The sequence below is a fragment of the Antribacter gilvus genome, assembly GCF_003946865.1.
Taxonomy (GTDB): domain Bacteria; phylum Actinomycetota; class Actinomycetes; order Actinomycetales; family Cellulomonadaceae; genus Antribacter; species Antribacter gilvus.
On the sequence record NZ_QXTH01000011.1, the window covers coordinates 73,549 to 98,882 of the forward strand.

Genomic DNA, 25,334 nt, shown 5'->3' on the forward strand with positions numbered 1-25,334 from the left:
CGGCGCCGCTCAGCGCAGCAGCGACTCGCACACGGTGAGCAGGCGCTCGCGGAGGTCACCGGCCCGGGCGGCGAACCCGCGCTGGCGGCGCACGTACTCCGCCTTGCCCTCGGTGGTCTCGATCGCGACAGCCTCGACCCCGTACGGCGACACGTCGTACGGCGACGCCGCCATGTCCGTGTACCGGATGTCGCGCGCGAGCTCGAACGCGTCGAGCAGCAGGTCGCCCGGTACCGCGGGGCCCAGCTTGAGGCACCACTTCAGGAGGTCCATGTTGGCGTGCAGGCAGCCGGGCTGCTCCAGCGCCACCTGGGTCTCCCGCGTGGGCTGCAGCTGGTTGAGCCCCGTGGCCTGCGGCGTGAAGAAGCGGAACGCGTCGAAGTGCGAGCAGCGCACCGGGTGCGACTCCACCACCGCGTCCGTCCCGGCGTGCCCGAGCCGCAGCGGCAGCGGGTGGCGCTGGTCGCGGCCGGACTCCTTGTCGCGGTAGACCATCGCCCACTCGTGGAGCCCGAAGCACCCGAAGGTCCCCGGCCGCGACGCGGTCGCCCCCAGCAGCGAGCGCACGTGGCGGACGGTGTCGCCCCGGTCGGCCAGGAACGCCGCCACGTCCAGGGTGACGGTCCCCTCGGCCTCGCGGTACCACCGCCACGAGGCGCGCTCGCCCGCCGGGGGCTCACCGGCGGCGTCGGGCACCGCCAGCGCGATGCCCGGGCCCGGGTGCCAGCGGCCCAGCTGCGCCGGGCGGGTGGGGTAGTACGTGAAGAGGAAGTCCTCGATCGCGTGGGCGCGGCCTGCGGCGCGGGACGCGCGCCACACGGCGGTGAGCGCGTCGGCGCGGGAGGCGTGCGCGGCCTCGGCGGGAAGCCATTCCTCCGGCTGCACGATCCCCGGGGCGGCGACGCGCGCACGGCGCGCGGTCGCCTCGGGCAGGGTGGTGGTCACCCCTCCAGGGTAGGTGGTGGCGCGACGGGACCCGCCGGCCCTTGCCGGTCCCGCCGTCCGGGTCCCGCCGTCCTCAGGACCGCGGGTGCGCCTCGAAGAACTCCCAGATCTCCGCCGCCGTGTCGTAGCCGTCGTCGGCGTCCGGCCACCAGTGCCCGGTCCCGTCGATCGTCACGACCTCCACCACGCGCCCGTCGTCGCAGGCCGCCGTCGTGACGTGCACCGGGACGGCGTCGACGGGGACGGTGTCCGCGCAGGCGCCCGCCTCGCGCCACGGGGCCTCCTCCTCGCGGAAGGGGACGTCGCGGTCGTCGAGGCCGTGGACGCGCAGGACCGACGCCGGGACGGGTTCGGGGCACGCGACGAGCAGGGCGCCTGCGACGGGTGCGAGCGCCGCGAACCGGTCGGTCTCGCACGCGAGCCGGTACGACATCATCGCGCCGTTCGAGAACCCGGTCACGTACACGCGTCCGGGGTCGACGTCGAGGCTCGCGCCGACCTGGTCGAGCACGGTCGTGAGGAAGCCGACGTCGTCGGCCCGCTCGTCCACGGCGTACCCGCAGCAGCCGCCCGCGTTCCACGAGCTCCCGAGCCCGTCGGGGTAGACCGCGACGAAGCCTTCGTCGTCGGCCACGGGGTCGAAGCCGTACGACGCGCGCGCCTGGCTCGACGACCCGGTCAGGTGGTGGAGCACGAGCACCAGCGGGGCGGGGTCCGTGAGCCCCTCGGGCACGTGGACCGTGTAGGACCGTGGGCCGCCGTCGTGCTCGAGCTCGACGGTGGTGTCGCCGGGGGGCAGGTCCACCGGCGGGAGATCGCTCGCCCCGGACGACGGCGCGGACGCCCCGGTGCTCTCCCCGGACGGTGCGGACGGCTCCGCCGTCGGTTCGCCCGAGGAGCAGCCCGCGAGGGCGAGGGTGACAGCCGCGACGAACACAAAGGTACGAATCGGGCGCATTACCCGATCGTTGCACACGCGGTTCAGGCCGGGAAGATCTCGTCGAGCTCGATGAGGTCCTCCGCGCTGGGGGTCCACGACCAGGCGCGGGCGTTGCGGCGCACCTGCTCGGGCGTGGTGGCGCCGGCGATGACGGACGCCACGGCGGGCCGGGAGAGGAGCCACGAGAACGCGACGTCGACCTCCTCGATGCCGCGCACCTTGCAGAACGCGTGCAGGCGGGCGAGCGCCTCCCACGGCGCCGCCTCGAGCCGGTCGGGCCGGTTCTCGAGGCGCGATCCGGCTGGCGCCCCGTGGGCATACTTGCCGGTCAGGAGGCCGCTGGCGAGCGGGAAGTAGGGCAGCACGCCCAGCCCGTACGCCTCGGCGGCCGGGAGGACCTCCTGCTCGATGCCGCGGGAGATCAGCGAGTACTCGTTCTGCGCGGACGCGAACCGGGTCCCGATCGCGCGGCCGAGGTGCTCGGCCTCCGCGACCTGCCAGCCCCGCAGGTTCGAGTGGCCCACGTACCGCACCTTCCCGGCGGTGACGAGGTCGTCGAGGGCGGAGAGCGTCTCCTCGAGCGGCGTCGCGTTGTCCGGCCAGTGGTACTGGTACAGGTCGATCCAGTCGGTCCGCAGGCGGCGCAGCGACGCCTCCACCGCCCGGACGACGTAGCGCCTCGAGCCCCGGGCGCCGAAGTCCTGCCCGTTCGTGCCCCGCAGGTCGCTGCCGAACTTCGTCGCGACGACGACGTCGTCGCGACGGCCCTGCAGCGCGTCGCCGAGAAGCTCCTCGGACATGCCGGGGCGGCCGCCGTAGACGTCGGCGGTGTCGAAGAAGGTGACGCCCGCGTCGATGGCGGCGCCGATCAGCGCTGTGGTGCCCTCGCGGGTCTCGGTCGCGGTGCCGGGCCGCCCGAGGTTGTTGCAGCCGAGGCCGACCGCGGACACGGCCAGACCGGTGCGGCCCAGCCGGCGGAGGGGCGGGGCGGTGGTGTCGGAACTCATGCCACGACCTTAATGTGGAGCCCACGCCGGCCGGCCCGGCGAGCGCGAGCGCGAGCTAGTGCCGCGGGCCGGTCCTGTCCTGACCGGTCCGGTCCTGGGCCCGCTTGGCCACGTAGCGCCGCATCTTCTCCTGCTTGCCGCAGTCGTCCATCGAGCACCACCGCCGGCTGCCGTTCTTGGTCGAGTCGAGAAACACGAACCCGCAGCCCGGGCACACCTTGATGCGGCCGGTCGGACCCGCCCGGAGCAGGTCGACCGCAGCGGAGGCGAGCTCCCACAGCGCGGCGTCGGGTGTACCGGGGTCCCACGCCCACACGAGCCGGCCGTTCTCGAGCGCAGGCACGGCGCGCTGGACGGCCTCGGCGCCCGCCGTCGAGAGCGCCGTCAGCGCAGCAGGGTCGGCGTCCCTCTCCCCGGCGACCGCCTCGACGGTCGACCGGACGGCGCCGCGCAGCTCCGCGGCCCGAGTCAGGAAGGTGCGCTCCTGCGCACGGGACAGACGGGCCGGTCCTGGCGCGACCGACACGACCCCGGCATGGCCGCACCAGGCCAGGAACTCTCCAGTCGCACGCAGCACGTCGGTCGAGCGGTCGCCCTGGGAGACGACGTCGGTGTTGACGAAGTCGAGCGCCACGTGACCGCCCACCGTCCGAGGCCATCGTTCTGCCTCACCCATCTGCGCCTCCCGCCGATTGTTACCAGTAAAACCCTAGTAGGGTGTCACACCCTGGTGTTACCGTCTAAGCATGGATAGACGGTAACACCGAGCGGAAGGTGCCGGACCCATGGATATCGGACTGGTAGCGGCGATGATGGTGCGGGTACGCGCCGGCGACCCGCAGCGCTATGCGGGATGTGGGATGTTCAGCGCACTCCCCGGAGCTCCGACGACCGAGGGGGAGCGCCCCCGGTGGAAGCGCCGTCGTCCGACGTGGCGGCCGGCTCGGGCGGTGGGGTCGAAACGCAGGCCACGACCTTAATGTGGGCCACATGCCTCTCCCGTTCAGCCAGGTCGACGTCTTCTCCGGCACCAGCACCTCGGGCAACCCCGTCGCCGTGGTGCACGACGCGGACGGCATCACCGACGAGCAGATGGCCGCCTTCGCGCGCTGGACCAACCTGTCGGAGACCACGTTCCTGCTGGCGCCGGCGGACCCTGCGGCCGACTACCGCCTCCGGATCTGGACCCCCGGCGGTGAGCTGCCGTTCGCCGGCCACCCCACGCTCGGCAGTGCCCACGCCTGGCTCGAGGCGGGCGGCACGCCCGCCGGCGAGGCGGTGGTGCAGGAGTGCGGCGCGGGCCTGGTCCGGGTGCGGCCCGTCACGCTGCCCGACGGCGGCTCGCGGCTCGCCTTCGCCGCCCCGCCCCTGGTGCGGTCGGGACCGCTGGAGCCGGACGTCCTCGAGCGTGCCACCCGCGTGCTCCGGCTCGACACCGCGGACGTGCTCGACGCCGCCTGGGTCGACAACGGGCCCGGCTGGCTGGGCCTCCGGCTCCGGGACGCGGCCGCCGTGCTGGCGCTCGAGCCCGACCTCGCGGCGTTCGGCGACCTGAAGATCGGCGTGGTCGGTGAGCACCCGGCAGCGGACCGCGAGCGCCTCGGCGCCGACGTCGAGGTGCGGGCGTTCGTCCCGGCGCTGGGTGTCAGTGAGGACCCGGTGACGGGCAGCCTGAACGCGAGCCTCGGTCAGTGGCTCGCCGGCGGGGTGCTGCCGGAGCGGTACGTGGCGGCGCAGGGCACGGTGCTGGGCCGGCGCGGGCGGGTGCACGTGGAGCGGGACGCCGAGGGGACGGTGTGGGTCGCGGGCGGCACGGTGACGACGATCAGGGGCGAGGTGACCCTGTAGGTTCCGGCTCGCGGGCGCGGTCGTGGTCCGGCTCTCGGTCGGGGCCGGGGAAGGTCCGGGTGGCGACGCGGGCGAACAGCCTCTCGAGCGGCCCGCGCCCGAGGAGGGCCCGCCACGCGGTCGCGGCGACGAGGCTCAGCACGGTCACCACGGCGAGCGGCACGTTGGTCTCCGGCTGGAGCAGGTCGAAGTGGAACGCGGTCCAGTACCAGATGGCCACGATCTGCGCGGAGTAGACGGTGAGCGCGAGGGCGCCGACGGCGGCGAGCGGTGCCAGGACCCGGGAGCCGATCCGGCCGACGAACAGGCAGAGCCCGATCACGCCGAGCGCGAAGCCGCCGGACCCGAGGGCCTCGAGAGTGGTGTCGTCGTGGGGGCCCCCGAGCCAGAGGAACGCGGGGGTGGGCCAGGCGCCGTCCAGGGCAAGGTTGAGGCCGCTCGCCTCGCTCGACGTCCGTGCGAGGTCCGCCTCGACCGCGGCGCGGCCGCCGGACGCGGCGACCATCACGGCGGACACCACGCCCGCGACGACCGTCATCCCGAAGCCGCCCACCACCAGCCAGGTGCGCACGGCGGCGGACCGTAGGTCGGACCTGCCCACCGCCATGCCCGCCAGGACGAACGCCATCCAGACGAGCGCGGGGTAGTGGCCCGTCAGGAGGAAGTCGGTGACGGCGCCCGAGCCGTCGTGCGGCAGCCGCAGCCCGAGCCGGGTCAGCAGCTCGGGTCCGTAGTACACGATCACGGGGCCGACGAGGGCGACCGAGAGCGCCAGGACCAGCAGGCGGCGCGGGGGCCATCGGAGGAACGGCAGCGCGAGCACGAAGTAGGCCGCGTAGAAGCCGAGGATCAGGTAGACGCGGGTACCGAGCAGGTCCAGCGCGGCGACGAGAGCGAGGAGCAGCGCCGCCCGCACCAGGAGCCGCGAGCGGGCGGTGGCGAGCGCGTGGCCGTCGAGGGGCCGGTCACGGCCGGTCACCAGCGCGAGCGACAGGCCGGCCACCGTGGCGAACAGGATCGAGGAGCGGCCGTGCGCGACGGACAGCCAGCCGGACAGCGTGCCGAGATCGTCGGACGTGACTCCGACGTGCGCCGTGAACATGCCGAGCACGGCGATGCCGCGGGCGACGTCGACGCCGGGGACCCGGCCAGGGCCGCCGGTGAGACGGTCGCCTGCGCGCGCGAGGAACGACTGAGGCATGGCCCGCATCCTTCCGTGCTCACGGCGTCTTGTCCCGATGGGTGAGAACCCGGGTGTGTTGTTGCCGCGAGCGCGCATAAGGTGCGCTCATGACAGGCAGTGCCAGCACCGAGCCCATGACGCCCGCCGGAGCCGACCCCGTGGATGCGGTCGACGCCCCCAGCGGGTCGCACGGCACCGACCTCACCAAGGAGTCGGAGTCGTACACGCACGGCCACCACGAGTCCGTGCTGCGGTCCCACCGGCGTCGTACCGCGGCGAACTCCGCGGCGTTCCTCCTGCCGCACCTGCGGCCCGACATGACCCTGCTCGACGTGGGGTGCGGTCCGGGCACGGTGACGGTCGACCTCGCGGAGCGCCTCAGCCAGGGCAGCGTCGTCGGCGTGGACGCCTCGGACAAGGTTCTCGAGGCGGCGCGCGAGCATGCCGCCGAGCACGCTGCCGCGCGCACCGCGGGCCAGACCGAGGCGAACGTGCGGTTCGAGCAGGCGAACGCCTACGAGCTCCCGTTCGAGGACGACTCGTTCGACGTCGTGTACGCGCACCAGCTGCTGCAGCACCTGTCCGACCCGGTGGCCGCCCTGCGCGAGATGAAGCGGGTCGCCCGGCCCGGCGGCCTCGTGGCCGTCCGCGACGCCGACTACGCCGCCATGGCGTGGTACCCCGAGGTCGCCGAGCTCACCGAGTGGAACACGCTGTACCACGAGGTCACGCACACGTACGGCTTCGAGCCCGACGCCGGCCGCCGCCTCTTCTCCTGGGTGCGCGAGGCGGGCTTCGACCCCTCCTCGATCGCCCCCACGGCCAGCGTCTGGTGCTACGCCACGCCCGACGACCGCGCCTGGTGGGGCGGGCTGTGGGCCGAGCGCTGCACGTCCTCGAACTTCGCGACCCAGGCGAAGGAGTCGGCGCTCGCGGACGACGTGGCCCTGGAGCAGCTCGCGCAGGGGTGGCTCGACTGGGCCGCCGCGCCGGACGGGTGGTTCGGCATCCTCAACGGTGAGGTGCTCGCCCGCGCGTAGTCGCACGTAATCTGGGGCCGTGCGCATCGCGAGATTCACTACCGGAGACGACCCCCGTTACGCCCTGGTCCAGCAGGAGGGCGACAAGACCTTCCTGGCGGTCCTGGGCGGAGACCCGCTCTACATGCCGGCCCTGCCGACGGGCGAGCGGGTCGAGCTGGGCGACGGCGTGCGGCTGCTCGCGCCCGTCATCCCGCGCTCGAAGATCGTGGCGGTCGGGAAGAACTACGCCGACCACGCCGCCGAGATGGGTGGCGAGGTGCCGGCCAGCCCGCTGCTCTTCTTCAAGCCCAACACCTCGGTGGTCGGCCCGGACGACCCCATCGTCCTGCCCGACTTCACGCAGGAGGTCTCGTACGAGGCCGAGCTGGCCGTCGTCATCAGCCGGGTCTGCAAGGACGTGCGGCCCGAGAACGCGCGGAACTACATCCTCGGGTACACCGTGGCGAACGACGTCACGGCGCGGGACGCCCAGCGCACCGACGGCCAGTGGGCCCGGGCCAAGGGCTTCGACACGTCGTGCCCGCTCGGCCCCTGGATCGACACGGAGCTCAACGTCGAGGACGTCGCCGTGCGGTCCCGCGTGAACGGCGAGCCCCGCCAGGACGGTCGCACGGCCGACATGGTGTTCGACGTGCCGTTCCTGGTGTCGTACATCTCGGAGGCGATGACGCTCCTCCCGGGCGACGTGATCCTCACGGGCACGCCCGCAGGCGTGGGCCGGATCGACGCCGGGGACCGCGTCGAGTGCGAGGTCGAGGGCCTCGGCACCCTGGTCAACCCCGTGGTGCGCCGGGACTGACCCCACAGCCCGACACACCGGGTACATCTCCCCATATCGCCCCTGGGCAGGAGCGTCTACGGTCGCTCCGGCCCAGGGTGAGATTTTTGTGGTTGCCGCGCGCACGTATCTCACCGCCGGGTCGGTGCTCATTGAGATGAGTCGACGCCGGACCGAGGGGCGGTCCGGCTTCCCGGGGGAGATCACATGCCGCTGTCAGACTTCTCAGCCGACTCGGTGCCGCTCGTGCACAGCGACGAACCGGCGCGCCCCACCCGCACGCAGCACGAGGTCTTGGTGGGCGAGCAGCTCACCGGCCCGCGGTCGGCCCAGTGGGCCGTGCCGCTCGAGGTCACCGTCGAGGGCCGGGTCCTTCCGGGCGTGCTCCAGCGGGCCCTCGACCAGATGGTCGTGCGCCACCCGGTGCTCCGCACGGTCCTGGTCGACCGCGAGACGGTGGTGCGCCCGCCCGCCGCAACCGTCCCGCTGACCGTGCACGACCTGGGCGCCCTGCCTCCTGAGGCGGCCGCTGCCCGCCGCGGGGACCTCCTGCGCGCCGAGGCCCGCGCGCCGCTGCCTGCTGGGAGCGGTCCGCTGCTGCGTGCCCTGCTGCTCCGCGAGGTGGGGGACCGGAACACCCTGCTGGTGCACGTGCACCACGCCGCGTTCGACGGGCTGTCCACCGGCCCGTTCCTGCGCGACCTCGCCGCGGTGTACGCAGCGCTCGTCGGGCGGGCGGCGCTCCCTCCGGCGCCGAGGATCACGTTCGACGACGCGGCGCGCTGGCTGGCCGACGACGACGACCGGAACGCCGCCACACGCGAGGCCTACTGGGCCGAGCGCCTCGCCGGCGTGCCCAGGGACCAGCAGGTTCCGGGCGGGCAGGCAGCGGCCGCGGGGGCCGGCCGCTGGGACGGCGACCTCGTCGAGCGCGCGCTGGCGCCGGACGAGCTGGCGGAGCTCCGGACGTTCGTCGCGTCCACCGGTACCACCCCTGACGCCCTGGTTCTGGCGGCGTCCGCAGTCCGTGTCGCGCGGGAGACGGGCCGCACCGACGTCGTCCTGTGCGCCCCGACGAGCACCAGGGGCCATGCGGACGTCGAGCGGGTGATCGGTCCGATGATGCGCAGCGGGCTCGCCCGCGTGCGCCTGGACGGCGACCCGGAGTTCGGCGACCTGGTGCTCCGGGTCGCCGACGAGACGGACCGCGACGCGGAGACCGGCACGCTGCCCTGGGGCGACCTGCTGCGCCTTGCGGGCCTGGACCTTCCGGCGGGGGCGCCCCGGGTGCCGTTCCTCACCGTCTCGATGCAGCGCGGCGTGCCCCCGGTCACCGCCGGGAACGTGACCTGGTCCTTCGTCCGCGAGCTGGCCAGCGGCGGCGCCAAGGCGGACCTCACCCTGTTCTGGGACCAGGACAACCCCGCCCGCCCGCGGGTCGCTGCGGAGTTCGCGCTCGAGCGCTTCACCGCCGACGACGCCGCACGCTTTCTCGACGAGGTCGTCGGCGTGGCGCTCGCCGGGGCGGCAGCGCCGACGGCGCGCGTCTCCCGGCTCGGCCGGACGGCGGCCGCGACGCGCAGGGCCGCGGCGTGAGCGGGCTCCGGACCGCCGGCGTGGTGCGCGTCGACGTTCTCACCGTCCCGGTCGCCGGGCTCGGGCCGCTGCCCGAGCACCTGCTCGGCCCTGCGGAGCGGGCACGGGCCGACAGGTTCCGTCGCACCGAGGACCGGCGGCTGTCGGTCGTCGCCTCGCTGCTCGTGCGGGCGGTGGCCGGCCGGGCGCTCGGGGTGCCGCCCGGCGAGGTGGAGGTGGTGCGCCGCTGCCCCGGGTGCGGTGGTCCGCACGGGGCGCCGTTCGTCCAGGGCGCGCCGCTGTTGTCGGTGAGCCACTGCGCCGGGCTGGTCGTCGTCGCGGCGTGCGACCTGCCCGTGGGCGTCGACGCGGAGCCCGCCGACCGCACCGGCATGGCCGCCGTCGCGGGGCTCCTGCTCGCCCCGGGCGAACCGGTGCCCGACGACGCCGGCCTCCTCCGCACCTGGGTGCGCAAGGAGGCCGTGCTCAAGGCGACCGGGCGCGGCCTGACCGTGCCGTTGACCGAGGTGCGGGTCACCGCCCCCGGCGAGCGGGCCGCCGTCGTGCACCATGGGCCGGACCCGGGGCTGGCGGTCGCCCTCGCCGATGTGGACCTGCCGGGGGGAGTGGGTGCCGTGGCCGTGCTGACGGCCGCGGCGCTGGACGTCCGGACCGGCGACGGGACCGCGCTCGTGCTCGGGGCTGGGACGATGGTGCCGTTCACGAGCTGAAGGAGTGGTGATGGTCTCGCTGCGGGACGACGCGCTGGAGGTGCTCCGGCGGTGGGCGCCTCCTCACGAGGAGCAGGAGCGGCTGCGCGACAGGTACGTACGGCACCTGGAGGCCCACCCCGACGGGCTGCGCCGCGGCTGCGTCCCTGACCACGTGACGGCGTCGACGCTCGTGCTCTCGCACGACGGCTCCCGCGTCCTCCTCACGCACCACGCGAAGGCGCGGCGCTGGTTCCAGTTCGGCGGGCACACGGAGGACGGCGACGCGACGCTCGTCGGGGCGGCCGCGCGCGAGGCGGCAGAGGAGTCGGGGCTGTCCCTGGTGCTCGACGGCGTCCCGGTGCAGCTCAGCGAGCACGAGGTGCCGTTCTGCGGGCCCACCGGGACGGTGCACCACCTGGACGTGCGGTTCCTCGCGGTGGCGCCCGAGGGCGCGTCGCACGCGGTGAGCGACGAGTCGCTGGACGTGCGCTGGTGGCCCGCCGACGCGTTGCCCCACCCGGACCCCGACCTCGTGGAGCTGGTGGAGCTGGCGCGGGCGCGGCTGGGGGTCGTGGCGGGTTGACCCTGCGGGAAGCCTGGCGGGCCCCCGGGTGTTGGACCTGCCCGTGAGGATCGGACTGTTCGGAGCGGGGAAGGTCGGCACGGCCATCGCGCGGCGCGCGCTGGAAGCCGGCCACGAGGTGCGCGTGGTGGGTTCGCCGCGCCAGGACGCGCTGACTCTCGACCTGATCGTGGGGTCGGTGGCGCCCGGCGCCGTCGTGTCCGACGCCACGTCCGTGGCCGCCTGGGCTGACGTGCTGCTGCTCGCCGTGCCGTTCTCCCGGTCGGCGGACCTGCCGTACGAGCTGTTCGACGGGCGGGTCGTCGTGGATCTCATGAACCACTGGGAGCCCGTGGACGGGCCCGCGCCCGAGCTGTCCGGGGCGGGGACCACGGAGGTGGTGGCCGCCCGCAACCCGCGCGCCCGCTGGGTCAAGTCGCTCAACCACCTCGGCTACCACGACGTGGAGACCGACGCCCTGCCTGCGGGTTCGGCGGGCCGTCGAGCCGTGGGCGTGGCCACCGACGACGCCGCTGCCGGCGCCCTCGTCGCCCGGCTCGTCGACTCGCTCGGGTTCGACCCGGTGGACCTCGGTCCGCTGCGGACCGGCAGGGTGCTCGAGGCGGGCGGACCGGTGTTCGGAACGTACCTGACGGCGGACGACCTCGGTGCGATGGTGGGGGCCGAGGCGGCGGCCTGAGCTGTGGTTCTTCGGCACGGCAGGCGTCGCGACCAGGTAGTTGTTCCGCTAGCCCGGCCGACCAGGTAGCTGTTCCCCCTATGAACCCAGGACGGGGAACAGCTACCTGGTCGCCAGCGCCGTGCTGAGACTATGAGCCGCATGCGGAGGAAGTACCTGATCGCCTGCCTGGTGTCGACCATCGTCTCTGTGGTCGCCGGGCCGTTCATCTCGATCCTCACGTGGCGTCCGACGCCGGGAGCGGGCGTCGAGGACGACGTCTGGCCGATGGGGCTGATGATCGGCTGGGTGCTGTTCAGCGGTCCGCTGACCGCGATCGTTCTTGTCGCCGCACTCCTGGGTGAGGCCCTTGCCCAGCAGCTCGAGGGAGCGGCCACGAAGATGCTGATCGTCTCCTCCGGGTCGGCGGTGATCCTCCTCGGAGGCGCCGCGTGCCTGAGTGCCCTCTCGGGAGGGCTCGGTCCATTGCCGAGCACCGCGTTGGTGGCGCTGCCCGGGTGGCTGATCGTCGGCGTCGGGCCGCGGCTCCTCAGGTGGATCGACACGAAGGACGCCGGCGCGGGATTCGCCACCGACGTCCTCGAGGACGAGGACTACGAGCGCACCCGCCAGGCGGGGATTGCCGAGGCCGCCCTCCGGGCGATCGGGAGCGAACCCACCCGGCACAACGGGTGATGCGGCGTGGTTGATGCGCGGCCCTGGCGACCAGGTAGCTGTTCCCCCTATGAACCCAGGACGGGGAACAGCTACCTGGTCGCCAGGGCCGGGCGGCGCCGTGGCGGGTCGGTAGGCTGGGGGCGTGACCTTCCCTGCTCCCGGCTCCGCGCCGATCCGCGTCCGCTTCGCCCCGTCGCCCACCGGCATCTTCCACGTCGGCGGCGCCCGCTCCGCGCTGTTCAACTGGGCGACGGCCAAGCAGCAGGGCGGCATCTTCGTGCTGCGCATCGAGGACACCGACGCGTCCCGCAACCAGCCGGAGTGGGTCGACGGCATCCTGTCGGCGATGGAGGCGCTCGGGATCACCAAGGCCGACGCCACGTTCGAGGGGCCGTACTTCCAGTCGGAGAACGCGGGCGTCCAGAGGGCTGCCGCCGAGCGGCTCTTCGCCGACGGCAAGGCGTACTACTGCGACTGCACACGCGACGTCCTGGTGGCGCGCACCGGCAACCAGCAGACGGGCTACGACGGGTTCTGCCGCGAGCGCGGCCTGGAGCACGCCGAGGGTCGTGCCTTGCGTTTCCGCACCCCCGACGAGGGCGAGACCCACGTCGTGGACCTGATCCGCGGCAACCCGGTGTTCCCGAACTCCACGCTCGAGGACTTCGTCATCGCGCGCGGCGACGGCTCGCCGGTCTTCCTCCTCGCGAACGTCGTGGACGACGTCGACGAGCGCATCACGCACGTGGTCCGCGGCGAGGAGCACCTCCCGAACACGCCCAAGCAGCAGCTCCTGTGGGAGGCGCTCGGCGCCACCCCGCCCGTGTGGGCGCACCTTCCGGTCATCGTCAACGAGAAGCGCCAGAAGCTGTCGAAGCGCCGTGACAAGGTGGCGCTCGAGGACTACCTCGCCGACGGCATCCTCCCGGCCGCGATGGTCAACTACCTCATGCTGCTGGGCTGGGCGCCGGGCAACGACGAGGAGATCCTGCCGTTCGAGGAGCTGATCCGCCGGTTCCGCCTCGAGGACGTCAACTCCGCCTCGGCGTTCTTCGACATCAAGAAGCTCACGGCCTTCAACGGCGAGTACATCCGCGCGCTGCCCGTCGACGAGTTCACGGCGGCCTGCGACCCGTGGCTGCACGCGCCCTTCGCGCCGTGGGACGAGGCGTCGTACGACCCGGCCGTCTTCGCGGCAGTGGCGCCGCTGGCGCAGACGCGCGTGGCGGTGCTGTCCGAGATCACGGCCAACGTGGACTTCCTGTTCCTCGACGAGCCGGTCGTCGACGAGCAGTCGTGGAACAAGGCGATGAAGGTAGGCGCGGCCGAGCTGCTCGCCGACGTCCGGGCCGTGCTCGTGGACGCCGCCTGGGAGGCGGAGACCCTCAAGGACACCGTCACCGTGGTGGGGGAGAAGCACGGCCTCAAGCTCGGCAAGGCGCAGGCGCCCGTCCGTGTCGCCGTCACCGGCCGCACCGTGGGTCTGCCGCTGTTCGAGTCGCTGGAGCTTCTCGGCCGCGAGCGGACGCTGGCTCGTGTCGACGCGGCGCTGGCGCGCCTCGCGGCGTCGGCCGAGACCGCTGAAGGAGCCGAGACGGCTGGTTCGGCTGGGGTTGACGCGCCGGCGAGCGCCGGGTGACGTCCGGCGGGCTCGTCCACCCGCAGGCTCTGCGGGGGCAGTGGTACCGGTGGTGGCGGCCTCTCGTCGGCCTGAGCGTGGTGGTGGGCTTCGGCGCGCTCCTCGTCGGGCTGGCACTGGTCGCGGTGATCGTGGGGGTGGTGCTCGAGGCTACGGGCGTCATCGGCATCCCGGGCCTCGCGACGGTGGACGACGCCTGGTTCGCCTCGCCGGTCGGCATGCTGGTCAACAACCTCTTCCTCGCTCTCGGCATCCCCGTGGCGCTGCTCGCCACGTGGGCGCAGCGGTCGCGGCCGGGCAGGGTCTCGTCCGTGACGGGCCGTCTGCGGTGGCCGCTCGTGCTGGGCTCCGCCGCCCTGGCGCTGCTGCTGCTCGGCGTGCTGAGCTTCGGCGTCGACCTGGTGATCGACGCCGTGGCGCCCGGGCCGCTCGAGGGCTGGGAGCTGGACCCGGAGCCGGCGTGGCTCGGACTCTCCGTCGTCATCCTGCTCACCACGCCGCTCCAGGCGGCGGGCGAGGAGTACTTCTTCCGTGGCTGGCTGAGCCAGGCGATCGGCAGCTGGTGCCGCTCACGGTGGCTCGCGATCCTGCTGCCGATGGTCGTCTCGGCCACGCTGTTCGCGCTGGCACACGGCACGCAGAGCGGCTGGCTGTTCGCGGACCGGCTGATCTTCGGCCTGCTCGCGAGCGTGCTGGTGTGGCGTACGGGCGGACTGGAGTGCGCCATCGGGCTCCACGTGGTGAACAACCTGCTCGCCTTCGGCTGGGCCATCGCGTCCGGCACGATGGCGGAGTCGCTGCTGATCACCGAGGTGCCGGCGGTCGACGCCGCCATCAGCATCGGGTCGACGGTGGTCACGGCCGGCGTCGTCCTGCTGTGGGCCCGGCGACGCCGGCCGCAGACCGAGGTGCCCGCATGAGCCGCGTGGACGGCGTCCTGTTCGACGTGGACGACACCCTCGTCGACACCAAGGCCGCCTTCGCCCAGGCCCTCGCGGCGATCCGCGCCCGGTACCTCCCCGACCTGCCCGTCGATCGCGAGGCGGACCTGCTCTCGCACTGGCGCACCGACCCGGGCGGGCACTACCGCCGGTACACCCGCGGCGAGACGGACCTCGCGACCCAGCGCTACGACCGCGCGGTGCTGCTGCACCGGACGTTCGGCGGGCCGCCGCTCACCCGGGCGGACTTCGACGAGTGGGACGCCGTGTTCTGGGGCACGTTCGAGCGGTCGTGGACGGCCCACCCGGACGCCCGCGCCGCCGTCGACCGGCTGGTCGCCGCAGGGGTCCGGGTCGGCGTGCTGACGAACGCGGCGGTGGACCTGCAGGTCCGCAAGCTGGCGGCGGCCGGGCTGCCCGACCTCCCCGTGCTCGTGGGGGTGGACACCCTCGGCTTCGGCAAGCCCGACCCGCGCGTCTTCCTCGAGGCGGCGGACCTTCTGGGGACCGCTCCCGGCCGGACGGCGTACGTGGGCGACGAGCCGCACGTCGACGCTGCGGCGGCCCGGCGGGCCGGGCTGGTGGGCGTCTGGCTGGATCGCCCGGCGCACCGCCGCGGCGCCGGCTACGGCGGCCCTGGGGCCGACGAGGACCGGGCGCAGGACCCCGACATGCTCCGGGAGCAGGGTGTGGAGGTCATCGCCTCGCTGGACGCCCTGCCGGGCGTCCTGGACCTGCGGTAGCGCGCCGCGTCAGGGCCGCAGCGAGGCCCGGAAGCACCGTCTCACGGGGGGCGTGACCCACGGCACCTGGTTCCGTTTTGGCACCTCGCCCCACGTCGGGTAGTGTTTCCCGTCGGTGAGGCCCCCGGAAAAACCGGTCAGGGGCTTACCCCCATGGGGTATGGTGTAATTGGCAGCACGAGTGATTCTGGTTCACTTAGTCTAGGTTCGAGTCCTGGTACCCCAGCGCAGCGCTCTACATCACGTCTCGTAGCGGCAGGAATGCCGCGCAGGATGCAGTAGAGTTCTCACGGCACGAACGACCCGCGAGGGTCTGACGAGTCTCAGGCCCCCATCGTCTAGCGGCCTAGGACGCCGCCCTCTCACGGCGGTAGCGCGGGTTCAAATCCCGCTGGGGGTACGCAGGTCCACCAGCCTTGGCTGGTAGACCATCCTGGCCCCCATCGTCTAGTGGCCTAGGACGCCGCCCTCTCACGGCGGTAGCGCGGGTTCGAATCCCGCTGGGGGTACACAACTTTCGAGGCCCGGTCCATCTGGATCGGGCCTCGTGTCGTTTCCGGGGCCTCGTGCCGGTTCGGGGGCGTCAGCCCAGCCGTGGCCTCAGCCCAGCTTCGGGTCGCGGCCGCCCTCGATGAACGGCTCGGGACGCCGCGCACCCGGCTCGTAGCGATGGGCCGGGAGCCCCGGCGGCGGAACGGGCGGGCCGCCGTGCCCACCGGCGCCGTCGGCTGGTGAGACCACGGGGATCTGCTGGGTGGGCGGCGGCGGACCGGGCGAGGTCATCGGGTGCCCGCCGGGGACCACGACGATGCTCGGACCCGGCTTCGGCTCTTCCTTCTTGGGCTCCGGGAAGAACGTCGACGTGAGCTGGTGGTAGCGCGCGTCCGGCTCGGGGATGTAGTCGATCAGGCTCAGCTCCTGGTCCTGACCTGCGGACTCGAAGCGGAACGACCCGAAGCCGAGCAGCATCCCGTGCGGGGGGCGGCTGAACCGGAAGTCCGTCACGGACTTCGTCGGCATGGTGCGGACGGTGGTGCCGACGATCCCCGAGATGAGGCGGATCTGCAGGTTCGTCACCACGAACCACTCGGCGCGCCACTCGAGCCACCGCCACAGCAGGTTGCCGGCGGCCGCGACGAACCCGAGCCACAGCCACGACAGCTCCGGGACGCTCATCGTGGCCGAGAGCACGAAGACGAACGTCCCGGCCGCGATGAGGAGCGGTTTCCAGAGGCACGCCCAGTGCCGGTGCGTGGCGAAGACCACCTTCTCCTTCGGTCCGACGTATCGGAAGAGGGAGCGGTTCTGGAAGAGGATGTCCGACGCGTCGCTCACGGTGACTCCCGCGCGCAGCTCAGATCTGCACGAGGCTGGCGAAGAACTGACCGAAGCCCGCGAAGGCGCTCACGATGACTTCCCAGATCGCACGGACGACCTCGGCGGATCCCTCGGGGTTCGTGATGATCGCGTAGAGCAAGAAGATCACGACCACCCAGGTCAGGGCTGTCTTCACCTTCGGCGGCATCGGAGTCCTCACGGTCGCTACGTGGTTGCCTCCCCGGTCGGGAGGCACGTCCATGCGAAAGCGTACTTTCCGGACCCGTCACCGGGGAACCACCAGCCTCGGCGTGCCGCACCTTCGTGCGCTACTCGCCCGCGCGGTGCAGGACCTCGGTGAGCTTGTTCGCGGCCGCGACGACTGCGCCGGCGTGGAGCCGGCCGGGCTGGCGCGAGAGGCGCTCGACAGGCCCGGAGACGCAGACGGCAGCGACGACACGACCCGACGGGCCACGCACCGGCGCGGACACCGAGGCGACGCCCAGCTCACGTTCTGAGACGGACTGTGCCCAGCCGCGCCGTCGGACGCCGGACAGGATCGTGGCCGTGAAGACGGCCTCGCGCAGGCCGCGGTGCAGGCGGTCCGGCTCCTCCCAGGCGAGGAGGATCTGGGCCGCCGAGCCCGCGTGCATGGTGAGCGTGGCACCCACCGGGATCGAGTCGCGGAGTCCCACGGGGCGTTCGGCAGCGGCCACGCAGACGCGATGGTCGCCCTGTCGGCGGTAGAGCTGCGCGCTCTCGCCGGTGTGGTCGCGCAGCGCCACGAGCACCGGGTTCGCTGCGGCCAGCAGGCGGTCCTCGCCCGCCGCGGTGGCGAGCTCGTTCAGCCGTGGGCCCAGCACGAACCTGCCCTGCATGTCGCGTGCCACCATGCGGTGATGTTCCAGTGCCACTGCCAGTCGGTGAGCCGTCGGGCGGGCGAGGCCCGTCGAGGTCACGAGCTGCGCGAGGGTGGCGGGGCCGGCTTCGAGAGCCCCCAGAACGGACGCGGCCTTGTCCAGCACGCCGACTCCGCTAGTATCGTCCATACCTCGATATTGCCGTCTCGTAACGTGAGATTGCAAGTCGGCACGGAAAGTTCACTACTGAGGAGGCAACCCGCATGGCCGGCACGCTGGCGGAGAAGGTCTGGGAGGCGCATCTGGTGCGCCGTGGCGAGAACGGATCGCCGGACCTTCTCTACATCGACCTGCACCTCGTCCACGAGGTGACCAGCCCCCAGGCGTTCGAGGGCCTCCGGCTCGCGGGACGCCCGGTCCGTCGGCCCGACCTCACGATCGCGACCGAGGACCACAACACCCCCACGCTGGACATCGACCTGCCGATCGCGGACCTCACGAGCCGCACGCAGATCGACACCCTGCGCGCCAACGCCAAGGAGTTCGGCGTCCGCCTGCACTCCCTCGGTGACGCGGACCAGGGCATCGTCCACCAGGTGGGACCGCAGCTCGGGCTCACGATGCCCGGCCTGACGGTGGTCTGCGGCGACTCGCACACGTCCACGCACGGTGCGTTCGGTGCGCTGGCCTTCGGCATCGGCACGTCCGAGGTGGAGCACGTCCTCGCCACCCAGACGCTGCCCCTCGCGCCGTTCAGGACGATGGCGATCACCGTGGACGGTGAGCTGCCCGCGGGCGCGACGTCGAAGGACATCATCCTGGCGATCATCGCGAAGATCGGGACCGGTGGCGGTCAGGGCTACGTGCTCGAGTACCGCGGCGAGGCCATCCGCACGCTCTCCATGGAGGCGCGGATGACGATCTGCAACATGTCGATCGAGGCCGGCGCCCGCGCCGGCATGATCGCCCCGGACGAGACCACGTTCGAGTACCTCAAGGGCCGCCCGCACGCGCCCGAGGGCGAGGACTGGGACGCGGCCGTCGAGTACTGGAAGACGCTGCGCAGCGACGACGACGCCGAGTTCGACGCCGAGGTGGTGCTCGACGCCGCCGACCTGGAGCCGTTCGTCACCTGGGGCACCAACCCCGGCCAGGGCCTGCCCCTGTCCGCCTCCGTGCCGGTGCCGTCCGAGATCGCCGACGAGAACGAGCGCGTCACCGCCGAGCGGGCGCTCGAGTACATGGGCCTCGAGCCCGGCAAGCCGCTGCGCGAGGTCGCCGTCGACACGGTGTTCATCGGGTCGTGCACCAACGGCCGCATCGAGGACCTGCGCTCCGTCGCCAAGGTCGTCAAGGGCCGCAAGAAGGCGGACAGCGTCCGCGTGCTGGTGGTCCCGTCGTCGGCGCGCGTGCGCCTGCAGGCCGAGGCCGAGGGCCTCGACGTGATCTTCAAGGACTTCGGCGCCGAGTGGCGCAACGCCGGCTGTTCCATGTGCCTGGGCATGAACCCTGACCAGCTCGCGCCGGGGGAGCGGTCGGCCTCCACGTCGAACCGCAACTTCGAGGGTCGCCAGGGCAAGGGCGGGCGCACGCACCTCGTGTCCCCGCTCGTGGCGGCCGCGACGGCGATCCGCGGCACGCTGTCGTCCGTCTCGGACCTCGACCTGCCCTACGACGTCGACATCACCACCTTCGACGGGTCCCCGCTGCCCGTCCCGGCCGGCATCTGATTCGGAGACTGCGATGGAGAAGATCCACACCCACACCGGCGTCGGCGTCCCGCTGCGCCGCAGCAACGTCGACACCGACCAGATCATCCCGGCGGTGTACCTCAAGCGCGTGACCCGGACCGGCTTCGAGGACGCGCTCTTCGCGGCCTGGCGCGGTGACCCCTCGTTCGTGCTCAACCAGGACGCGTACCGCAACGGCTCCGTGCTCGTGGCCGGGCCCGACTTCGGCACCGGCTCGTCCCGTGAGCACGCCGTCTGGGCGCTCAAGGACTACGGCTTCCGCGTGGTGCTGTCGTCGCGGTTCGCCGACATCTTCCGCGGGAACTCGGGCAAGCAGGGCCTCGTGACGGGCATCGTCTCGCCCGAGGACATCGAGCTCCTCTGGAAGATCCTGGAGACCAAGCCGGGTACCGAGGTCACCGTCGACCTCGAGGCCAAGACCGCCACGGCCGACGACGTCACGGTGCCCTTCCAGATCGACGACTACACCCGCTGGCGCCTCATGGAGGGCCTGGACGACATCGGCCTGACGCTGACGAACGAGGCCGACATCACCGCCTTCGAGGCGACGCGTGAGTCGTGGCGGCCGAAGACCCTGCCGGCGAAGCACCTGCCGAGCGTGCCGATCGAGGCGGCGCGCCCGGTCTGAGCACCCGCCGGCCGACGACGCCGGGACAGTTGACGCCGATCGTGCGCCGGCTGTCCCGGCGCTTCTCGTCCTACAGCGCGGGCGGGCCCTGCCGGACCCTCTCCAGCAGCGACTCCGGCGTCGCCGTCGCCGGGTCCCACCGCGACTCGACCCACCACGTGGCGCCCGCCTCGGCCAGAGCCGACGCGTGCGCGGCTGCCTCGCCGGGGTCGTCCGGCAGGATCCCCTGCGTGACGACGTCCCACGGGGCTTCCGTGCCTGCGGCAGCCCGGCGCTCGCGCGCCCAGGCGACGAGGTCGGCCACGTCCTGGGCTCCGAGCGGGGTCTCGGCCGCCGTGGTGGTGGTGCTACGGAGCTGCGGCACGACGCCGTCCCACCGGGCCGCCCGGCTCATCGACTTCTCGCTGGGCCAGGCCGCGACGGGCCACACGGGGACGCGGCCGTTCACGGGCGCGACCGGGAAGCGGAAGTCTCCGGTGTGCAGGTGCGTGCCGTCGAACGCGAACCGCTCGCCCGACCACGACTCCGCGAGGTAGGCGAGCATGTCGTCGAGGAGCTCTGCGCGCTCGCGCAGGCCCTTCTCCTGCTCCGCGACGGACTTGAACGCGTGGTCGTCCAGGACGCCCAGGCCCACGGGCAGCACGAGCCGCCCGCCGGAGAGGTGGTCCACGGTGAGCACGCGCTGCGCGAGCTCCCAGGGCCGGTGCCGAGGGAAGGCGAAGACGAGCGCACCCAGCGTGATCCGCTCGGTCACCCTCGCGGCGGCGGTGAGGATGCTGAACGGGTCCCAGGTGGCGACACCGCCGCCGCCCCAGTCACCCAGGTCCACCCCGTCCCAGAAGAAGAAGCCGTCCCAGCCGTGCTCCTCGCACTCGCGAGCGAGCGCGACGTGCTGTTCGGGCGTGCCGAAGCTGCTGACGAATCCGAATCTCATGGCCTCGACGCTACGCGCGACCTCTGACATTCGCGGGCCCACCCTCCAGATGCGCACGCAGCAGGGCCAAGCTGGTGGCCACCGTGGCGAGGTCCCGCTCGGGCAGTCCCGCACCGCCGAGCAGGTCCCGCACGGCCGCCGCGTAGGTGGGGCGCATCGCGTCGAGCAGCGCCGCTCCCTCGGGCGTGAGAGAGAGGAACGACGAGCGCCGGTCCGATGGGTCGACCGTGCGGCGCACCAGCCCGTCGCGTTCCTGCCGGTCGACCCCCTTGCTCGCCGCCCCGACGGTGATGGCGAGCACGCGGACGACGTCGGACACCCGGCAGCCCGGCACCTCGGCGACCACGCGGAGCAGGTCGAACCGACCGAGTCCGGAGCCGTGCTGCTCCCGCAGGCGCGCGTCGACGGCCGTGTAGAGGCGGACCTCGACGCGCACGAGGTCGTCGAAGAGCCGTCCGGCGTCGGTCCGTGGGTGCTGAGTGCGCATCGGAATAGATTCCACGGAATCTTTATTGGATTCCATGGAACCTATCTTCCACCCGGAAGGACCTCATGGACCACGCCGCGCTCACCGACCTCCGGACCTTCTACGAGACGTTCGGCGACCTGCCGCTGCCCGCGGGCGTGCGCGCCACGGAGACGACGCTCGGCGGCGTCCCCGCGCTCGACGTCCGGCTTCCCGGCCGCGGCGCGGCCGCTCCCGCCGGAACCCTGCTCTACCTCCACGGCGGCGGGTACACGATCGGCTCGGCGCGCACGGGGTTGCCGCTCGCCGCCCGCCTCGCCGCAGGTGCCGCGCTGAACGCCGTCGTGCTCGACTACCGCCTCGCTCCCGAGCACCCGTACCCGGCAGCCGTCGCCGACGCCCTGGCCGCCTACGAGGCGCTCGTCACCGAGCGCGACCCCGCGCGTGTGGTCCTGGCGGGGGACTCGGCAGGGGCGGGGCTGGCGCTCGCGACCGTCGTCGCCGCCCGGGACCGCGGGCTGCCGCTACCCGCGGCCGTCGCCGCGTTCTCGGGCTGGTTCGACCTCACCGCGAGCGGCGCCAGCCTGACCGGCAAGGAGGCGGTGGACCCGGTCTTCGACGCCTCGGACATCGTCGACTATGCCGCCACGTACCTCGCGGGAGCCGACGCCGACCAGCCGCTCGCCAGCCCGCTGCTCGCCGACCTTTCGGGCCTTCCGCCGCTGCTGCTCCAGGTCGGGACGTACGAGGTGCTGCTCGACGACTCGACCCGGCTCGCGGCCCGCGCCGCCGCGGCGGACGTCGACGTGCTCCTCGAGGTCTACGCGGGCCAGGCGCACGTCTTCCAGCACCACCACGGCTCCGAGCCGACGGCGGCGCGCGCCCTCGAGAGCGCCTCGGCCTTCCTGGCGCGGGCGGTCGCCCGGTGAGAGGCGGGTGCCCCGGATTGCGGGGCTACCGAGCCTCGAAGGGGGTCGTCGCCCAGTCTGCCGGGAGCTCGCGGGCCGTCCAGGAGGGGTCGGGCGTCCAGTCGGCCCAGGCCTCGTCCCACCAGCGCTTGCCGGCGTCGAGCAGCCCGGCGATGCGGTCTCCCTCCGCCTGAATCTCGGCAGACCGTCCCGGGTAGCGCAGCTCGCCCACCGCCGCGAACTCCTCGACGTCCTTCCAGCGGTACGTCTCGGCGTCGACCGGGAGCACGAGGTCCAGCTCGTGGTCCAGGGTGTCGAACCCGATCGGCGTGCGACGCGGGGCGTCCTGCAGGTTGAAGTACCACGTGCGGAACTGGCGCTCCGGTCCCGACCAGAAGAGGAAGATCGCGTGCTCCACCCCGGTCCACTGGAGGTCGAGGCATCCGTGGCCGGTCCAACTTTGGCGCCCGGCGGCCTCCCACGGGTGGCGGCCCGCCGGGAACCGGCCCTCCTGCGGGAAGCCGAACGGCGTCCCTTCCGGCGTGTACGTGACGAGGAGGTCGCCGTCGTCGTGCACGCAGATCTGGGGCGACGCGAACCAGACCTCGCCCCGGAGGATCTCGCGCCGCACCACTGTCTGACCCCGTTCGAAGACCATGCCGGGACGGTAACGCACACCGCGTCGCGGACGGGGTCGTGCCCAGGCCGCGGCCGACGTCGGCCCGCCCGGTTACGGTGAGCACCGTGACGGAGACCCGACCTGTGGTGGAGATGTGGACCGACGGCGCCTGCAAGGGCAACCCCGGCCTCGGTGGCTGGGGCGCGCTGCTGCGCGCCGGCGAGCACGAGAAGGAGCTGTTCGGCGGCGAGGCCGTGACCACGAACAACCGCATGGAGCTCACGGCTGTGGTGGAGGCGCTGCGCGCGCTCAAGCAGCCGAGCGAGGTCACGATCCATGTGGACTCGTCGTACGTCATGAACGGCATGAAGACGTGGATCCTGGGCTGGAAGCGCAACGGCTGGAAGACCGCGGGCAAGCAGCCCGTGAAGAACGTGGACCTGTGGCAGGCGCTGGACGCCGAGGTGGCGAAGCACGTGGTCCGATGGGTGTGGGTCAAGGGCCACGCGGGCGACCCGGGCAACGAGCGGGCGGACGTGCTGGCGAACAAGGGCGTCGACACGGTGAGGTAGTGCGACGCACATCACGCGCCGAGGGTTTGCCGGGGCGAATAGGCTGAGACCCATGGCTTCCCACTACGACGTCGTGCTCCTCGGAGCGGGCCCCGGCGGCTACGTCGCCGCCATCCGCGCGGCCCAGCTCGGCAAGTCCGTTGCGATCATCGAGGAGAAGTACTGGGGAGGTGTGTGCCTCAACGTCGGGTGCATCCCCTCCAAGGCGCTCCTGCGCAACGCCGAGCTGTCGCACATCTTCACGCACCAGGCGGACCTCTTCGGCATGTCGGGTGATGTCACGTTCGACTTCGGCAAGGCGTGGGACCGCTCGCGGGTCGTGGCCGAGGGCCGCGTCAAGGGCGTCCACTTCCTGATGAAGAAGAACAAGATCACGGAGTACGACGGCCGCGGCACCTTCCGTGACGCGAACACCCTCGAGGTCGCGCTGAACAACGGCAGCACCGAGACGGTGACCTTCGACAACGCGATCATCGCGACCGGCTCCAAGGTGCGCCTGCTGCCGGGCGTCGAGCTGTCCGACAACGTCGTGACCTACGAGACGCAGATCATGACGCGCGACCTGCCGCGCTCCATCGCCATCGTCGGCGCAGGCGCGATCGGCATGGAGTTCGCGTACGTCCTGAAGAACTACGGCGTGGACGTCACGATCATCGAGTTCCTCGACCGTGCCCTGCCGAACGAGGACGCGGACGTCTCCAAGGAGATCGCGAAGCAGTACAAGAAGATGGGCGTGCCGATCCTCACGTCCACCAAGGTGGAGACGGTCAAGGACAACGGCTCGTCCGTGTCCGTGAGCTACACCGGCGTCAAGGACGGCAAGGCCGGCTCGATCGAGGTCGACAAGGTCCTCATGGCCATCGGCTTCGCCCCGAACGTCGAGAACATCGGCCTCGAGGCAGCGGGCGTGCAGCTCACCGACCGCGGCGCCATCGCGATCGACGACCACATGCGCACCAACGTGCCGCACATCTTCTCCATCGGCGACGTCACCGCCAAGCTCATGCTGGCGCACGTCGCGGAGGCGCAGGGCGTCGTCGCCGCGGAGACCATCGCCGGCGCCGAGACCATGACGCTGGGCGACTACCGCATGATGCCGCGAGCCACCTTCTGCTCCCCGCAGGTCGCGTCCTTCGGCCTCACCGAGCAGCAGGCGCGCGACGAGGGCTACGACGTCAAGGTGTCGTCCTTCCCGACGATGGCCAACGGCAAGGCGCACGGCCTCGGCGACACGACCGGGTTCGTCAAGCTCGTCGCCGACGCCAAGTACAACGAGATCCTCGGCGCGCACATGATCGGCCCGGACGTCTCCGAGCTGCTGCCGGAGCTCACGCTCGCGCAGAAGTGGGACCTCACGGCCGACGAGATGGCCCGCAACGTGCACACGCACCCGACGCTGTCGGAGTCGGTGCAGGAGACGATCCACGGCATCGCGGGGCACATGATCAACTTCTGATCGCTCTGGTCGGCTCGTCCGGCCGAAGCGCCTGGCCAGGGGCCCGGAACCGCGGAATCTCGCGGTTCCGGGCCTTCTTGCGTCCTGGGTGGTTGATGTCAACCGAGATGGCTGTTGGCCCTGTGCCACCGCCACCCGGCCTGGGGCGGGGCGAACTCGACGATTAACGAGCGCGGCCTGGCCTGGTGGCGGAACGGCACCCGCATGCCTTCGAATACGGGTCACATTGTTGCGCCGAGCTACCATCCGCACGGCACGATGGCGCCGGTCTACGCTCGGAACCACGTCGATTTCCAGGACTACATCACCTGGCGCCACAATGTCGGTCCCGGTGGCACTTCAGCACTCACCTTCGCGGGGCACATCCAGCTGACGAACGAGGATTATGCATCCTGACTTTCACGAGGTGCGCTCGGTGGTGCAGGCGATCGTGGATCGCCTGCACCACCCGGCTGTTCACTGGACGATCCTGTCCGTTGCTCCCTCCGACTACGTTCCCACCCGACAAGGGTTTCTTTCTCCTGAACTGATCACCGTGACGCTGACCGC

The 25,334-nt window shown here is 72.4% G+C and carries 27 protein-coding genes and 3 tRNA genes; 19 read left to right on the forward strand and 11 right to left on the reverse strand.

Going from position 1 to position 25,334, the window contains the following annotated elements:
* Positions 1 to 9 precede the first annotated feature (9 nt).
* From D1350_RS18345 to D1350_RS24190, 4 genes are all read right to left on the reverse strand, one after another.
* Positions 10 to 945 carry a 3-methyladenine DNA glycosylase gene (locus tag D1350_RS18345; RefSeq protein WP_420807820.1) on the reverse strand — a complete coding sequence of 312 codons (936 nt, stop codon included), beginning with the start codon at positions 943 to 945 and terminating at the stop codon, positions 10 to 12.
* 73 nt (positions 946 to 1,018) lie between these two features.
* Positions 1,019 to 1,903 carry an alpha/beta hydrolase family protein gene (locus tag D1350_RS18350; protein WP_125777496.1) on the reverse strand — a complete coding sequence of 295 codons (885 nt, stop codon included), beginning with the start codon at positions 1,901 to 1,903 and terminating at the stop codon, positions 1,019 to 1,021.
* Between the two features lie 23 nt (positions 1,904 to 1,926).
* Complete coding sequence (locus D1350_RS18355; RefSeq protein ID WP_125777497.1) at positions 1,927 to 2,892, reverse strand: aldo/keto reductase; 966 nt, start codon at positions 2,890 to 2,892, stop codon at positions 1,927 to 1,929.
* 55 nt (positions 2,893 to 2,947) lie between these two features.
* On the reverse strand, positions 2,948 to 3,568 hold the full coding sequence (locus tag D1350_RS24190; protein ID WP_206074598.1) for a CGNR zinc finger domain-containing protein: 621 nt from the start codon (positions 3,566 to 3,568) through the stop codon (positions 2,948 to 2,950).
* A gap of 314 nt (positions 3,569 to 3,882) precedes the next feature.
* Here D1350_RS24190 and D1350_RS18365 point away from each other — a divergent pair, with 314 nt between their 5' ends.
* Positions 3,883 to 4,740: a PhzF family phenazine biosynthesis protein gene (locus D1350_RS18365; protein ID WP_125777498.1), complete on the forward strand. Its 858-nt coding sequence runs from the start codon at positions 3,883 to 3,885 to the stop codon at positions 4,738 to 4,740.
* On the opposite strand, the gene D1350_RS18370 is transcribed toward D1350_RS18365, so the two are convergent.
* A complete protein-coding gene (locus tag D1350_RS18370) occupies positions 4,718 to 5,941 on the reverse strand; it encodes a heparan-alpha-glucosaminide N-acetyltransferase domain-containing protein (protein WP_240644194.1) in 1,224 nt (407 codons plus the stop codon). The genes D1350_RS18365 and D1350_RS18370 overlap by 23 nt on opposite strands.
* A gap of 89 nt (positions 5,942 to 6,030) precedes the next feature.
* Between D1350_RS18370 and D1350_RS18375 the strand changes: the two genes are divergently transcribed.
* The 13 genes from D1350_RS18375 to D1350_RS18435 all read left to right on the forward strand — a co-directional run bounded on the left by D1350_RS18375 (position 6,031) and on the right by D1350_RS18435 (position 15,783).
* The gene (locus tag D1350_RS18375; RefSeq protein ID WP_240644195.1) at positions 6,031 to 6,963 is read left to right on the forward strand and encodes a class I SAM-dependent methyltransferase; all 933 of its coding nucleotides are present in this window, start codon (positions 6,031 to 6,033) and stop codon (positions 6,961 to 6,963) included.
* A gap of 19 nt (positions 6,964 to 6,982) precedes the next feature.
* Entirely contained in the window at positions 6,983 to 7,765 is a 783-nt protein-coding gene (locus tag D1350_RS18380; protein WP_125777500.1) for a fumarylacetoacetate hydrolase family protein, read from the forward strand.
* 186 nt (positions 7,766 to 7,951) lie between these two features.
* The gene (locus D1350_RS18385) at positions 7,952 to 9,340 is read left to right on the forward strand and encodes a condensation domain-containing protein (RefSeq protein WP_125777501.1); all 1,389 of its coding nucleotides are present in this window, start codon (positions 7,952 to 7,954) and stop codon (positions 9,338 to 9,340) included.
* Positions 9,337 to 10,050: a 4'-phosphopantetheinyl transferase family protein gene (locus tag D1350_RS18390; RefSeq protein WP_125777502.1), complete on the forward strand. Its 714-nt coding sequence runs from the start codon at positions 9,337 to 9,339 to the stop codon at positions 10,048 to 10,050. The genes D1350_RS18385 and D1350_RS18390 overlap by 4 nt, the downstream gene beginning before the upstream one ends.
* Positions 10,051 to 10,060: 10 nt before the next feature.
* A complete protein-coding gene (locus tag D1350_RS18395; protein WP_125777503.1) occupies positions 10,061 to 10,615 on the forward strand; it encodes an NUDIX domain-containing protein in 555 nt (184 codons plus the stop codon).
* A gap of 43 nt (positions 10,616 to 10,658) precedes the next feature.
* Entirely contained in the window at positions 10,659 to 11,294 is a 636-nt protein-coding gene (locus D1350_RS18400; protein ID WP_125777504.1) for an NADPH-dependent F420 reductase, read from the forward strand.
* Positions 11,295 to 11,435: 141 nt separating this feature from the next.
* Positions 11,436 to 11,969 (forward strand): hypothetical protein, encoded by a 534-nt coding sequence (locus D1350_RS18405; RefSeq protein WP_125777505.1) that lies wholly within the window; start codon positions 11,436 to 11,438, stop codon positions 11,967 to 11,969.
* Between the two features lie 124 nt (positions 11,970 to 12,093).
* Positions 12,094 to 13,590, forward strand: coding sequence for a glutamate--tRNA ligase (gene gltX / locus D1350_RS18410; protein ID WP_206074599.1), 1,497 nt, complete (start codon positions 12,094 to 12,096; stop codon positions 13,588 to 13,590).
* Positions 13,587 to 14,510 (forward strand): CPBP family intramembrane glutamic endopeptidase, encoded by a 924-nt coding sequence (locus D1350_RS18415; RefSeq protein WP_125777506.1) that lies wholly within the window; start codon positions 13,587 to 13,589, stop codon positions 14,508 to 14,510. Before gltX ends, D1350_RS18415 begins: the two co-directional genes overlap by 4 nt.
* Positions 14,507 to 15,274: an HAD family hydrolase gene (locus tag D1350_RS18420; protein ID WP_125777507.1), complete on the forward strand. Its 768-nt coding sequence runs from the start codon at positions 14,507 to 14,509 to the stop codon at positions 15,272 to 15,274. The genes D1350_RS18415 and D1350_RS18420 overlap by 4 nt, the downstream gene beginning before the upstream one ends.
* A 154-nt stretch (positions 15,275 to 15,428) precedes the next feature.
* Positions 15,429 to 15,500, forward strand: a tRNA-Gln gene (locus D1350_RS18425).
* A gap of 101 nt (positions 15,501 to 15,601) precedes the next feature.
* Positions 15,602 to 15,674, forward strand: a tRNA-Glu gene (locus D1350_RS18430).
* Positions 15,675 to 15,710: 36 nt separating this feature from the next.
* Positions 15,711 to 15,783: transfer RNA gene (locus D1350_RS18435), tRNA-Glu, on the forward strand.
* A 91-nt stretch (positions 15,784 to 15,874) separates the two neighbouring features.
* Here the strand turns inward: D1350_RS18435 and D1350_RS18440 are convergent.
* The 3 genes from D1350_RS18440 to D1350_RS18445 form a co-directional block, all read right to left on the reverse strand.
* Entirely contained in the window at positions 15,875 to 16,609 is a 735-nt protein-coding gene (locus D1350_RS18440; RefSeq protein WP_125777508.1) for a PH domain-containing protein, read from the reverse strand.
* Positions 16,610 to 16,628: 19 nt separating this feature from the next.
* A complete protein-coding gene (locus tag D1350_RS23850) occupies positions 16,629 to 16,799 on the reverse strand; it encodes a hypothetical protein (protein WP_164545225.1) in 171 nt (56 codons plus the stop codon).
* A 121-nt stretch (positions 16,800 to 16,920) separates the two neighbouring features.
* Positions 16,921 to 17,640 carry an IclR family transcriptional regulator gene (locus D1350_RS18445; protein WP_125777509.1) on the reverse strand — a complete coding sequence of 240 codons (720 nt, stop codon included), beginning with the start codon at positions 17,638 to 17,640 and terminating at the stop codon, positions 16,921 to 16,923.
* 74 nt (positions 17,641 to 17,714) lie between these two features.
* Here D1350_RS18445 and leuC point away from each other — a divergent pair, with 74 nt between their 5' ends.
* Both leuC and leuD read left to right on the forward strand, forming a co-directional pair.
* Complete coding sequence (gene leuC, locus D1350_RS18450; RefSeq protein ID WP_125777510.1) at positions 17,715 to 19,181, forward strand: 3-isopropylmalate dehydratase large subunit; 1,467 nt, start codon at positions 17,715 to 17,717, stop codon at positions 19,179 to 19,181.
* A gap of 13 nt (positions 19,182 to 19,194) precedes the next feature.
* Positions 19,195 to 19,830 carry a 3-isopropylmalate dehydratase small subunit gene (gene leuD / locus D1350_RS18455; RefSeq protein ID WP_125777511.1) on the forward strand — a complete coding sequence of 212 codons (636 nt, stop codon included), beginning with the start codon at positions 19,195 to 19,197 and terminating at the stop codon, positions 19,828 to 19,830.
* A 70-nt stretch (positions 19,831 to 19,900) separates the two neighbouring features.
* Here the strand turns inward: leuD and D1350_RS18460 are convergent, their stop codons facing one another.
* Both D1350_RS18460 and D1350_RS18465 read right to left on the reverse strand, forming a co-directional pair.
* The gene (locus tag D1350_RS18460) at positions 19,901 to 20,764 is read right to left on the reverse strand and encodes an LLM class flavin-dependent oxidoreductase (protein ID WP_125777512.1); all 864 of its coding nucleotides are present in this window, start codon (positions 20,762 to 20,764) and stop codon (positions 19,901 to 19,903) included.
* 10 nt (positions 20,765 to 20,774) lie between these two features.
* Positions 20,775 to 21,251 (reverse strand): MarR family winged helix-turn-helix transcriptional regulator, encoded by a 477-nt coding sequence (locus D1350_RS18465; RefSeq protein ID WP_125777513.1) that lies wholly within the window; start codon positions 21,249 to 21,251, stop codon positions 20,775 to 20,777.
* 65 nt (positions 21,252 to 21,316) lie between these two features.
* On the opposite strand from D1350_RS18465, the gene D1350_RS18470 reads away from it, so the two are divergent.
* Complete coding sequence (locus tag D1350_RS18470) at positions 21,317 to 22,159, forward strand: alpha/beta hydrolase (protein ID WP_125777514.1); 843 nt, start codon at positions 21,317 to 21,319, stop codon at positions 22,157 to 22,159.
* Between the two features lie 25 nt (positions 22,160 to 22,184).
* Here D1350_RS18470 and D1350_RS18475 read toward each other — a convergent pair whose 3' ends face one another.
* On the reverse strand, positions 22,185 to 22,796 hold the full coding sequence (locus tag D1350_RS18475; RefSeq protein WP_125777515.1) for a ribonuclease FAU-1 family protein: 612 nt from the start codon (positions 22,794 to 22,796) through the stop codon (positions 22,185 to 22,187).
* A 113-nt stretch (positions 22,797 to 22,909) separates the two neighbouring features.
* On the opposite strand from D1350_RS18475, the gene rnhA reads away from it, so the two are divergent.
* Positions 22,910 to 23,329: a ribonuclease HI gene (rnhA, locus tag D1350_RS18480; RefSeq protein WP_125777606.1), complete on the forward strand. Its 420-nt coding sequence runs from the start codon at positions 22,910 to 22,912 to the stop codon at positions 23,327 to 23,329.
* Positions 23,330 to 23,381: 52 nt separating this feature from the next.
* A complete protein-coding gene (gene lpdA, locus D1350_RS18485; RefSeq protein WP_125777516.1) occupies positions 23,382 to 24,785 on the forward strand; it encodes a dihydrolipoyl dehydrogenase in 1,404 nt (467 codons plus the stop codon).
* Positions 24,786 to 25,334 lie beyond the last annotated feature (549 nt).